This window comes from Polyangiaceae bacterium (assembly GCA_020633235.1).
GTDB lineage: Bacteria > Myxococcota_A > Polyangia > Polyangiales > Polyangiaceae > JACKEA01.
In genome coordinates this window covers 1-11,603 of the sequence record JACKEA010000009.1, presented here as the reverse complement: position 1 = coordinate 11,603, position 11,603 = coordinate 1, and the positions used below count along the sequence as shown (strand labels likewise).

The 11,603-nt window shown below is 65.7% G+C and carries 12 protein-coding genes; 7 read left to right on the top strand and 5 right to left on the bottom strand.

Features of this window, described 5'->3' with window-relative positions; all coding sequences use genetic code 11:
- Positions 1 to 108 precede the first annotated feature (108 nt).
- The gene (locus H6717_38140; protein MCB9582922.1) at positions 109 to 711 is read right to left on the bottom strand and encodes a hypothetical protein; all 603 of its coding nucleotides are present in this window, start codon (positions 709 to 711) and stop codon (positions 109 to 111) included.
- Positions 712 to 797: 86 nt separating this feature from the next.
- Between H6717_38140 and H6717_38135 the strand changes: the two genes are divergently transcribed.
- On the top strand, positions 798 to 2,237 hold the full coding sequence (locus H6717_38135) for an aldehyde dehydrogenase family protein (GenBank protein ID MCB9582921.1): 1,440 nt from the start codon (positions 798 to 800) through the stop codon (positions 2,235 to 2,237).
- Between the two features lie 41 nt (positions 2,238 to 2,278).
- Positions 2,279 to 3,250, top strand: coding sequence for a hypothetical protein (locus H6717_38130; protein ID MCB9582920.1), 972 nt, complete (start codon positions 2,279 to 2,281; stop codon positions 3,248 to 3,250).
- A gap of 31 nt (positions 3,251 to 3,281) precedes the next feature.
- On the opposite strand, the gene H6717_38125 is transcribed toward H6717_38130, so the two are convergent.
- Positions 3,282 to 5,540, bottom strand: a complete 2,259-nt coding sequence (locus tag H6717_38125; protein ID MCB9582919.1) for a bifunctional salicylyl-CoA 5-hydroxylase/oxidoreductase — start codon at positions 5,538 to 5,540, stop codon at positions 3,282 to 3,284.
- Positions 5,541 to 5,686: 146 nt separating this feature from the next.
- On the opposite strand from H6717_38125, the gene H6717_38120 reads away from it, so the two are divergent.
- Positions 5,687 to 5,989 carry a hypothetical protein gene (locus H6717_38120; protein MCB9582918.1) on the top strand — a complete coding sequence of 101 codons (303 nt, stop codon included), beginning with the start codon at positions 5,687 to 5,689 and terminating at the stop codon, positions 5,987 to 5,989.
- A gap of 79 nt (positions 5,990 to 6,068) precedes the next feature.
- Here the strand turns inward: H6717_38120 and H6717_38115 are convergent, their stop codons facing one another.
- A complete protein-coding gene (locus tag H6717_38115; GenBank protein ID MCB9582917.1) occupies positions 6,069 to 7,064 on the bottom strand; it encodes a hypothetical protein in 996 nt (331 codons plus the stop codon).
- 61 nt (positions 7,065 to 7,125) lie between these two features.
- Positions 7,126 to 7,920 carry a thioesterase family protein gene (locus H6717_38110; GenBank protein MCB9582916.1) on the bottom strand — a complete coding sequence of 265 codons (795 nt, stop codon included), beginning with the start codon at positions 7,918 to 7,920 and terminating at the stop codon, positions 7,126 to 7,128.
- A gap of 57 nt (positions 7,921 to 7,977) precedes the next feature.
- Here H6717_38110 and H6717_38105 point away from each other — a divergent pair, with 57 nt between their 5' ends.
- Both H6717_38105 and H6717_38100 read left to right on the top strand, forming a co-directional pair.
- A complete protein-coding gene (locus H6717_38105; GenBank protein MCB9582915.1) occupies positions 7,978 to 8,250 on the top strand; it encodes an oxidative damage protection protein in 273 nt (90 codons plus the stop codon).
- 2 nt (positions 8,251 to 8,252) lie between these two features.
- Positions 8,253 to 9,266, top strand: coding sequence for a hypothetical protein (locus tag H6717_38100; GenBank protein ID MCB9582914.1), 1,014 nt, complete (start codon positions 8,253 to 8,255; stop codon positions 9,264 to 9,266).
- Position 9,267: 1 nt separating this feature from the next.
- Here the strand turns inward: H6717_38100 and H6717_38095 are convergent, their stop codons facing one another.
- On the bottom strand, positions 9,268 to 9,594 hold the full coding sequence (locus H6717_38095) for a TerB family tellurite resistance protein (GenBank protein MCB9582913.1): 327 nt from the start codon (positions 9,592 to 9,594) through the stop codon (positions 9,268 to 9,270).
- 193 nt (positions 9,595 to 9,787) lie between these two features.
- Between H6717_38095 and H6717_38090 the strand changes: the two genes are divergently transcribed.
- Positions 9,788 to 10,348, top strand: coding sequence for a transglycosylase SLT domain-containing protein (locus H6717_38090; protein MCB9582912.1), 561 nt, complete (start codon positions 9,788 to 9,790; stop codon positions 10,346 to 10,348).
- A 45-nt stretch (positions 10,349 to 10,393) separates the two neighbouring features.
- A complete protein-coding gene (locus tag H6717_38085) occupies positions 10,394 to 11,362 on the top strand; it encodes a hypothetical protein (protein ID MCB9582911.1) in 969 nt (322 codons plus the stop codon).
- Positions 11,363 to 11,603: the final 241 nt, after the last annotated feature.

Here is an 11,603-nt window from a genome sequence, read left to right as displayed (position 1 = left end):
GCGGAGCTTTGCAGTACGCAAACCTGCGGGGCGCGGCGCGAGGTTCCTCGCTTTCCAACTCGCTTCGAGGTTCCGACGGGGCTCGCGGCGGACCGACATGAAGATCGATCAGCGGCGGGCGACGGCGTGGGGGTGACGGGGAGCGACGTACGGCTGTTCCACGATCAAGTTCCACGGCTCGCCGTCGCGCCAGAAGCGGCCGCAGATCTCACGAACGCCCTTGGCGCGTGAGCCGATGACGACGCCGATCACGTCGCCGGCGCTCAGGGCGGGGCGACCCGCAGCGGAGGTGAGCACGTCGCCGTCCACGAGACCGATGCCGAGAGCGCTCACGCCGGAGAGCGCGAGGCCCGCTGGGCGATCGCCGCGAGCGGCAACCGGGATGCCGCTCGGTCTGAGCCCCGCGTTGGCCAGCCGCAGCACCACGTCGGCGCGAACACGAATGCCCTTCTTCGGGATTTGGGCCGCGCGAACGACAGCGCGACGCACGGCCACTTGCCGCGCGGGCGGCGGCTCGGCAGTAGGCGGTGTGACCTCCGCTTCCACGAACACCGGAGCGGGCGGCTCGTGGCGGGGGGCGAAGAGCCCGCGGGTGGCAGCGTCCAGTGACCGCGCGGCACTCTTGCCGAGCGCATCGGCGAGGCGCACGGAAGCGGCGCTCACCAGGGGCAGCGCGAAGAGCAGCAAGAGCAGTGCCAGCGCCCGTCGCATCGTGGAAAATCCTAACACAGTTGCCTCGGTGTGGCGGAAGGGCCTCGCGATCCCCCAGTCCAGCAGGGACGTGGTACGGCCAGGTCATGACGCTGCAATCGAGCTATCCGTACTACCTGGCCAACGTGGCGGAGGCGCCGAATCAGGACCTCGCCGTCGAGAACAAGTACACGGGAGAAGTGGCGACGCGGGTTGCGCTCGCGGATTCGGCCGCCATCGATCGCGGCATTGCCGCCGCCGAAGGTGCCGCAAGACACTTCGCGACTTGGCCCGCCTACCGCAGGCAAGACGTGCTGATGCACTGCGTGAAGCGCTTCCGCGAGCGCTTCGACGAGCTGGCGGAGAGCTTGTGCATCGAGGCGGGCAAGCCCATTGGTGATTCCCGCGGTGAGGTCACGCGCCTCATCGACACCTTCCGCGTGGCGGCGGAAGAGAGCGTGCGCATCGGCGGAGAAGTGATCCCGCTGGACATCTCCGAGCGCGCTGAGGCCTACCGCGGCATGACGCGGCGGGTGCCGGTGGGACCCTGCTCGTTCATTTCGCCCTTCAACTTCCCGCTGAACCTGGCGGCGCACAAGGTGGCGCCGGCGCTGGCAGTGGGCTGTCCGTTCGTGCTCAAGCCGGCGAGCCTCACTCCGGTGGGCGCGCTCTTGATTGGCGAGGTGCTGGCGGAGACGGATTTGCCCAAGGGTACGTTCTCCATCTTGCCCTGTCGCCGGGACGGCGCCGATCTGTTCACGACGGACGAGCGGCTGAAGCTGCTCTCGTTCACCGGCTCGCCGGAGGTGGGCTGGAAGCTGAAGGCGAAGGCGGGCAAGAAGAAGGTCGTGCTGGAGCTCGGCGGCAACGCCGGCGTGATCGTCGATCGGGACACGGACCTGGACGACGCCGTCGGCCGCATCGTCATCGGGGCGTTCTACCAGTCGGGGCAGAGCTGCATCAGCGTGCAGCGCATCTTGATCCACGGAGACGTTTACCAGGCCCTGAAGGACAAGCTGGTGTCCAAGGTGAAGGCCCTGAAGGCTGGGGATCCGCTGAACGACGACACCTTCATCGGGCCCATCATCAGCGAGAGCGAGGCCAAGCGCATCGAGAGTTGGATCCAGGACGCCGTGAAGGCGGGGGCGAAGCTCCTGTGCGGGGGCGAGCGGAACGGCAGCATGGTGACGCCGGCGCTCTTGGAAGACGTGCCCAAGGATCTGCCGCTGTGCGCGGAAGAAGTGTTCGGGCCGGTGGCCATCTTGAGCAAGTTCAGCGATTTCGATGCCGCCTTGGACGACATCAACGACAGCGCCTACGGCTTGCAAGCCGGCGTGTTCACTCGTGACGTGTACAAGGTGCAGCGCGCCTGGGATCGTCTGGTGGTCGGCGGCGTGATCATCGGTGACGTGCCGAGCTTCCGCGTGGACAACATGCCCTACGGCGGCGTGAAGGACAGCGGCTTGGGCCGTGAGGGCATCCGCTGCGCCATCGAGGACATGACCGAGGTCCGGCTGCTGGTGATTCGAACGCCGCCCGGCGCCTGATTGACGGCTTCGGCGCGGCCGGATACTCCTATTCGCCACGCATGACGGTCGCCGATCCCTCGCTGATCCCCGAAACGGTTGGCCCTCGCTTCAAGCGTCACGACGGCAGCGCCGCGGGCCCGGACGACGACTTTCTGGTGACGCCGGATCCCTCCATTGGCGAGGTGGTCTCGGCGTCCACCAATCGCACGCTCCGGGGCTATCACAAGGGCACGTCGAACCTGGTGAACCGCATCGCTCTGGCGGTGTTGGGTCTCATCTTTGGCGGCATGGTGAGCTTTGCGATCGTCCGGGGTGGCGTCGACTTCTTGGGGGACTTGCTCGATCTGGACATGGATCGGGACCTGCTTTCTTTGGCGGGTCTGGCCGGCGGTGCGGTGGGCGGCATCGTGTTCGGCTTGGTCGGGTTCTTCTTCCCGCTTCTGTTTCGCAAGCCCACCGCCACCTGGGTCGGCAAGCAGGGCGTCATGCGTCGTATCAAGAAGCGCACGGAGCTACTGCGCTTCGCGGATGCCGACGAGCTCAAGGTGGCTCGCACGCGGCACTACTACAACGGCGCCTACACCGGCACGAGCTACGACTACGCCTGGTTCAAGAACGGCGCACGCATGTTTCGCATCAACGGGCGCTACCACGATGGCAAGAACGTGAGCCCCGTCGATCCCGTGAACTTCGCCTTCGCCGCAGAGCGCGCTTGGACCGGCTTTCGGCTGCGTCAGATCGAAGAGCAGATGAAGCGCGAGGGCGTCGTGCGCTTCCGCGCGGGTGGGGATTGGCTCGGAGTGGGGGACGGCTTCATCGAGATCGGCTGGCGCGGCGCCGTGGAGCAGCTGCCCAAGGCCGCCATCCAGTCGCTCACGCTCTCTCAGGGCACGCTGATCATCAAGCGCCAGGGCGCCAAGGAAGGCCTGTTCCGGAGCGAAGGCGTGTTTCGCTTTCCCGTGGCCGGCATCGGAGACTTCCGCACCTTCCTGGTGGTGCTGGAGGTGTTCACCGGCTTCAAGTTCGATTGACGGCGCGACGGGGATCGCGCCGCACCAACAATCAAACGAAACGCGGGTTATAGCCCGTGATGGTCTTGTACTGGTCGGGCCATTCCAGTTGCCAGCCGAGCTCGTGAGCGGCGTGGCGGGTCCAGTATGGATCGTACAGGTGTGCGCGAGCGAGAACGCACAGGTCCGCGCGGCCGGCGGCGATGATGCTGTTGGCGTCGGTGTAGGACTGGATGTTGCCGACGGTCATGGTGGAGATGCCTGCCTCCAGGCGCACCAGCTCGGAGAATGGCGTCTGGAACAGGCGGCCGTAGCGGGGCTTCCCGTCGGCAACGGTTTGCCCCGCGGATACGTCCACGATGTCGACGCCGTGCTCCCGGAGCAGGTGTCCGATCGCGACGACGTCCTCGCGGGTGAGGCCGCCGGGCGCCCAGTCCGTGGCGCTGATGCGCACGCTGATGGGCTTCTGCTTGGGCCACACGGCGCGCACCGCGTCGAAGACCTCGAGTGGAAAGCGCATGCGGCGCTCCACGGAGCCACCGTACTCGTCCGTGCGCACGTTGGACAGCGGCGAGATGAAGCTCGACAGCAGGTAGCCGTGAGCCATGTGGAGCTCCAGCATGTCGAAGCCGATCTGCTCGGCCATGCGGGCGGCGCTCACGAAGTCCCCGAGCACCCGGTCCATGTCCGCGCGGTCCATGGGCTTCGGCGTTTGGCCGCGGGGGTGAAACGGAATGGCAGAGGCGGCGATCAGCGGCCAGGCGCCCTTCTCGAGCGGCGCGCCTCCTTCCCACGGGCGCGTGGTAGCGCCCTTGCGGCCAGCGTGGGCGAGCTGCACGCCGATCTTTGTGCGACTGTAGCGGTGGACGAACTCCACGATGCGCGCGAACGCCGGGACGTGGGCGGCGTCGTACAGACCGGCGCAGCCGGGGCTGATGCGGCCGTCGGCGGAGACGTCGGTCATCTCGCTGATGATCAGCCCTGCGCCACCGACGGCGCGGCTGCCGAGATGCACCAGGTGCCAATCGTTCACCGTGCCGTCCGTCGCCGAGTACTGGCACATGGGCGAGACGACGACGCGGTTTTCCACCACCAAGTCCCGCAGCTTGAAGGGCGTGAAGATCGGCGGCGGGATCTGGCGATCCCCGCCCAGCAACGTGACGCCGGATTGCGCTTGTGCCTTCTCCGCCACCCGAAAGTCGACCTTCTCGACGAAGCCTGGATCTCGAAGCCGCAGATTCTCGTGCGTCACTCGCAGGCTGCGAGTGAGCAGGCTGAAGGCCATCTCCATGGGTTCGAGGCTCATGTAGCGCTCGGTGTGTTCGAACCACTCGAGGCTCACCTGCGCAGCGCGCTGCGTGCGCTCCACCAGCGGGTGGCGTTCGACCTCGTAGGCTGCCAGAGCTTCCGCCACCGTGGGGTGACGCCCGAGCTCTCCTGCCAGCACGATGGCGTCTTCCATGGCGAGCTTGGTGCCGCTGCCGATGGAGAAGTGCGCGGTGTGAGCTGCGTCCCCCAAGAGCACGACGTTGTCGAAGTGCCAGCTGCCGTTCTTCACCGTGGGGAAGCTGCGCCAGATGCTCTTGTTGCCGATCAGCCGATGCCCCGCGAGCTCCTCCGCGAACAGTTTCTCGCAGTAGGCGATGGTCTCCGCTTCCGTTGCCGAGTCGAGGCCGGCGGCTTTCCAGGTCTCCTCCGTGGTCTCCACGATGAAGGTGGAGCTGCCCTCTTCGTAGCGATAGGCGTGGACGCGGAACAGGCCGTGGGCGCTGTTCTTGAAGTAGAAGGTGAACGCTCCGAATGGGAACGTGGTGCCCAGCCACACGAAGCGATTGGGGCGAAAGTCCACGTCGGGCCGGAACTTGTCGGCGTAGCGCTCGCGAATGGCGCTGTTGACGCCATCGCAGGCCACGATCAGATCCGCGGGCTCGAGCTTCGAAAGATCAGGGTCCACCACCGTCTCGAAGCAGAGCTCCACCCCGAGCTCTTGGCAGCGGCGCTGGAGGATCGCGAGCAGCGTCTTGCGGCTCATGCCCGAGAAGCCGTGGCCCCCAGAGGTCAGCACTTGGCCTCGGTAGTGGATGTCGATGTCGTCCCAGTGGGCAAAGGCTTCACGAATGGCGGCGTAGCTCTCGGCGTCGGCGTCCCCCAGATTTTCCAGGGTGGCGTCCGAGAAGACGACGCCGAAGCCGAAGGTGTCGTCGGCGCGATTGCGCTCGTAGACGACGATCTCGTGGCTTGGATCCGCCTTCTTCATGAGCAGCGCGAAGTACAGGCCTGCGGGTCCTCCGCCGACGCACGCGATTTTCACGGTCTCCTCCTGTCCCCGTCCTGGTGGTTATCGCGGACCCACCCGCGTTTCCACGACAAACCCGGCGCTTGCCGCGGTGCGGCGGACAATTTGTCTCCCACGCCCAGCTTGACACCCATCAACCCGTGCATCACACACGGAAAACCATGATCGCCTTTTCCAAGACCCTCATGATCTCCGTTGCAGCCGTTGGCCTCGCGTTTTCGGCGCCGGCCTTCGCATCCACCTCGTCCGCGACCGTCCTGTGTGGCGGCGGCAAGGACGAAAAGAAGCCGGACGACGGCAAGAAGACGAAGAACCCGTCGTCCACCGAGCTGTGTGGCGGCGGCAAGGACGACAAGAAGGACGACGGCAAGAAGACGAAGAACCCGTCGTCCACCGAGCTGTGTGGCGGCGGCAAGGACGAAAAGAAGCCGGACGACGGCAAGAAGACGAAGAACCCCGTCTGAGCTCACGCCTTCGCGCAGAAAGGCCACGCCCTGGACACGGAGCGTGGCCTCTTTGTTTTTGTCGGTCCGCCGCGGAACCCTACTTGCCGCAGCCCGCCTGGTTCACGTAGGGGCGCTGCTCCCCGCACTTGCCGCCGGAGCACGAAAGCGACTGGCAGTGTTGGAAGTTGAAGCAGCTTTCGCCTGCCGGCTTGGCCGTGGTGCACTTTCCGCCGGCGCAGTAGTAGCCCAAGGCGCAGTCCGATGATTGAAAGCATCCGGCACCGGGTTGTGCGGCTGGTTGGCAATTGTTGCTGCCGCCGGAGAACTTGCAGCTGAGGCCCTGCTCACAAATCGTGTTGTTGTCGCAGCCTTCTCCCTGCTGCTTCACGCTGCCCTGGTAGCACTGCTGGCTCTGGCTACCGCAACCCGAGTAGCCGTTGGGACCGGGGGCCGTTTGGCACTCCGTGTCCTCAGAGCACTGCGTGCCTGGGGTCTTCATCCCGTCGAAGATGCTGCGACACAGGTTCGAGGTCTTGAGCAGCGAGGCGTACAGGTCGCCCTGGAAGAAGCAGGCGCCAAGCAGGGGCTTCACGGCCTGTAGACACGCATCGATGTTTTCCGGGTGGAACGTGGCCTGGTTCGCCTGCACCAGCTTCACCTGAGCTTCGCAGTCGTTCTTCTCGTTGGCTTGGCAGTTGGCCTTGTCGAAACCGAAGGCCTGAACGCAGCATTGCTCGCGATCGGCGCAGATCAATGGGGGCAGCTTTTCGCAAACGTTGGCGAGGGTCCATCCGGGGTCGCCGCCGCTGCCGCCTGCACCCGCGGCGCCGCCGGTTCCGCCCCCACCAGTCCCGGTGCCCGCGGCGCCGCCGGTTTGTCCGCCACCGGTGCCGGCGGCCCCACCCGTCACGCCGCCATCGGTTCCGGCGCTGCCCCCGGTCGCGCCGCCACCACCACTGCCACTCGTGCCGGCACTGCCGCCCGAGCTCCCGCCGCTTCCCCCAAACAAGCCGCCTTCGTCGGAGCCTCCGCAGGCAGCGGAGACGAGGGCGACAGCGGCAGCGATCGAAAGCCGACGAAGTAGAAGCTTCATGGACCTATTTTAGCGGGCGCGGCGGTCCACGCGCGGGCTTTTCGCGCGCGGAAATCCAACGTCAGTGCAGGCTTTCAACCTCGGCGACGAGCAACGTCTGCGTGACGCGGCCGATGGGGCCCCGGGTGTCGAACAGCTGGGTGTCCGCCAGGCCGATCCCGTCAGGCTCGACGCTGGTTTCCGCGTCGAGCCCGATCCAGTCGCCTTCGGCATCTCGGTGCAAAGCGACCGACAGATCCGGGTTGGCAAAGCTATGACGACGCGTGTCGAGACGTGCGCTCACGCCGTTGCCGGAATCAGCGGCGAGCAGCACCCGCTGGAGCGGGCTCGGGGGCTCGCCTTCCACCAGGGGATGTCGCGCGCGCATCCACGCGGCGAGGGCGCCATTGCCGTACTCGCCGCGAGCGCGTTTGAGCTCCATCGCGGTGTGGTAGCCCACGGAGTGAAGGAAGAACGGCAGCTCGAGAGCTGGACAGCTTTCCGGCGTGGGCAACGCGCCGGGCACCACGGCGTCGGTGATGCCGAGGGCGCGTCGGCGGATCGCGAGCGCCCAAGCGCGCGCCACCAGTTTCCCGGCGGTCATGAGCTCCGCTTCCACCGTGCGGACTTGGCTGCCGTCGCGCACCAGTCGTGCGTGGGGCTCGAGGCGCGCGATGGGTACAGGACGCAAGAACTCCACGCGCACGCGCGCCACGAACTCGCATTCGGTGTCGAGCAGGCGCTCCACCGCGTGGCCGAGCAGGGCGGCAACCGGACCGCCGTGCTGAAAGTTCTCGTGCCACGGTCCGCGCGTCAGCTCGGAGGCGATCAACGCGTTCCCGTCTCTTCGAAAAAAGCCGCTGTCAGACGCCGACACGCGTGGGGTTCTACCACGGCAGTTGACGGGCCCGCGGGGAGCAGCCAAAACCTCCCCATGGCGAGAACGGTTCAGTGCATCAAGCTCGGTCAAGAGGCGGAAGGGCTCGAAAAGCCGCCGTTCAAGGGCGAGCTGGGTCAGCGTGTCTTCGAGTCCGTCTCCAAGGAGGCATGGCGCATGTGGCTCGAGCATTCCAAGATGCTGATCAACGAGTTTCGCCTCGATCTGACCAGCGAGCAGGGGCAGCGCATCTGGATGACGGAGATGGAGAAGTACTTCTTCGGCGATGGCTCCGAGCTGCCGCCGGACTTCGTTAACTCGGAGAAATGAGCATGCGGCGCGCTGGCCTGCTGCTGCTGCTCACGATCGCGCTCGGCGTCGGCTGCGCCGCGAAGAAACCGCCACCGCCGGTGATCGAGACGCAAGAGGCGGAGCTTGGCGGGTCGGATTCCGAAAGGCCCATCGCCAAGAAAGCGCCGGTGCTCGAGCCCAAAACGACGGCGGCGCCTACGCCCGTGGACGACGACGCGGCACCGAAACCGCTGGGAGGAACTGCCTCCGTGGGCAGCACACCGGTGGTCAAGCTGCTCGAGCCCGGTAAGGCGCCCCGCAAGGTGGCCAAACACACCTTCAGGACGGGCTCCACCCAGAAGCTGATGATGCGCTCCAAGACGCGGGTGAGCGGCAATCTGCCGGTGCCCACTCTCACGCTGGACGGTCCCATCAACGTAAAGATCACGGAGGTGAATGGTGACGGCGCTGGGCGCTTCTCCCTCGACGCCGGTCCCTTCAAGCAGGGGCAGAGCGCGCCCAAGGGCGGCGGTGGTCTGAGCGGCATGCTCGGAGGCCTCTTGGGCGGCCTCGGAGGCGGAGCGGCCTCGGCGATGGGCGGCGGGCCTCCCGAGAAAATCGCGGGTTGGGGTTGGGTCAATCCCCAAGGCTCGGTCACGGAGTTCCACGTCACGGAGGGTGCTGGGGACGACCAAGCGCCCGTGGAAGTGGGGGACGCGTTCCCGACGGAGCCCATCGGCGTGGGAGCTCGCTGGGAGGTGCGCGTCACGATCGACGACAAGGACGGCCCGGTCGAGCAAACCAGTACCTACCAGCTCGTCTCCTTCTCCGGCACCACGCTGAAGGCGAAGGTGAAGCGTGTTCAGGTCCCCGCGAGCGGCAGCTCGTCGGATGATCCGGGCGGGGGGGAGAGCGAAGGCCTGCTCACCTTCCACCTCGGGTCGCTCTATGCCACGGGCAAGACGACCATGCAGAAGGCGTTGAAGCTCAATCTGCCCGGCATGGACAACGCTCAGTTCAAGATGTCCTCGGAAGTGGACATCCAGAAGCGCTGAGTCAGACCAGCAGCTGTTCGAGAAGCTCCAGGTCTTCCTTCTCCGCCGCGTCGATCTCGCCGTCAGCGGCGATGATGCGGCGGGCCGCATCCAAGAACAGATCCTTGTGGCCGCGCGGGATGCGGTTGGGATCCACTTCTTCCGGCTTGGGGGGCACCTTGAGCCACTCCTCCACCTGTTGGGCTTCGTCCTTGCCCAGCGCCAGCTGCTTGACGAGGCGATGCACGAAACGGCGCTCGGACGCCTTCACTTCGAGATCCGCCCAGGCGAACGCGCACACGAACTTCAGGAGCAGCATGCGCTCTTTCTTATCCAGCTTCTGAAGCATGGCGGGAAGTTAGCTCAAGGGGCGAGCGCTGGACAGACCCAAGCCGGCTGCTCCGCGGCGAGCCAGGAAAGGCGCCATAGCGCCGCGTTTTCGCGAACATGGCGCCACGCAGGCGGTCGTTTTTGGACCATCTGCTCTCGGTTTGCTAGAGCAAGGCCTCGCTCCGCCCTGACGCCGGCGCTGCCGACTCGCCATGCTTCGCCCCCTCGCCGTCATCGTCTCCGCGATAATGCTTTCGCGACCTGGCATGCCCCAGGACGACGCCAAGCACTTCGCCACCGTCCTGCAACAGGAAGCCAAGGAGCATGGCTTCGATCCCTTCACCGGGGTGGCCATCGTCCACTTCGAGAGCGGATGGTACCCGGAGATGGTGAGCGAGAACGGGGAGGACTACGGTCTCGGTCAAATCCGTGCGCGGTACATCGGTGCGTGCCGCAAAGACGAAGACCCGCTGAACGATCCGAGTCCCGAGTGCAAGGCGGTGAAAGCTTCGCTGCTCACGGCCGAGACGAACATTCGCACCATGGCGCAGCTCATCACCAACAATCGGAAGCTGTGCAAAGAGAAGACCGGCAGCGCGCTGTTTCATCAGTGGCTGGCGAGCTACCAGGGCCGGAACTTCCCCAAACAGAACCGTTGGTGCCAGCCTGGGGACAAGACCTGGCAGGTCATCAAGTATCGGCGCCACCTGATTGACGAGCTGGTGCACAAGAAGCACCCACCAGCGAAGACCGCGAAAAAGTCCAAGAAGTGACGCTGCGGCGGCATCGCGCTATGCTGAGGGCATTCGGAGGGCGCCGTGAACCTCGATGTAATGCTCGAAAAATGCCGGCGCGAGCAGTGGAACGTCGGTGACTTGGATTGGGACGGTCGTCCCCGCGACATGAGTCGGGACGACGAGATCGCCATCGTCCAGTACTTCACGGACATGGCGGGGATCGAGCGGCTGGCGGCGGCGTTGTTCGCTGCGCAGGAGAAGAACGCTCAGGACGAGCGGCTGCGGGAGATCTTCCAGAGCTTCGTGAAGGACGAGATCCGCCACGCCCATGCGGCACAGATGTTGGCGGACTACTACGATGTCCACCGCTACCAGACGTACCAGGCGAACCCCGCGCTGATGCGCTTCACGCCGCACTTCGTGAACGCCATCCGCTATTTGCCGCCGGAGATCGCCAACACGTACATCACCAGTGGGGAGCTGATTCTGGACGTGGCGCTGCTCAGGTCCATCAACGACCACGTGGGGGATGCCATGAGCGAGAAGGCCATGGCACTGATCAATCGCGACGAATCCCGGCACATCGCCATCGACTTCCACATGGTGGAGCACTACGCCTCCCGGGAGTACAAGCGAGCGCAGCGGGAGCGCCCTCGCGCGCCGGTTTCCGAGCGCATCCGGGCGGCGTGGGCGTTCGTGAACGTGCTCTACTACGGCGCGCCGTTCTTCAAAGGCGTGTTCTTCCAGCCCATGCGCGTCGTGGATCCCACCGGCAAGAGGATGCGCCAAGCGTTCAAGCGCATTCAGCTCCTCGGCACCAAAGGGGAGCTGCGAGAGCACCCGTTCACCAAGTTCATGACGGGGCTCCAGGACCTGTACAACGATCACCCCGTGGTGCGTCTCACCTTTGGTCGCCTGATCGAGCGCATCGTGGGCGTGGATCCGTCGCTCATCGCGCGGCTCTACGACGAGAAAGACGTCTCCCGGGCCGCCCGCATGAGCTTCGACGAGCTCGCGGAAGACGCGCTCTCCGCCAAGTACGCCAGTTGACGATTTCTTTTGGCTCTCCTGACATCTTCGTGGGTGAGGAATCGTCGGCCTTGGTGCGCCGGTTCCCGCGTTTCGGCCATCGGGAAAGAGGCGAAGCGAGGCGCTGTCGAGCTCCGCAATTGAGCCCGGTGCTTCTTTGACGCACAACGCGGAAAGGGTTCGGGAGAGGTGTCGCCGTTCAGATGCGTGACCTTCGCCAGCGAATGGAACCCGCGCAGCGCGTGGCGTGAGCCCCCCGAAG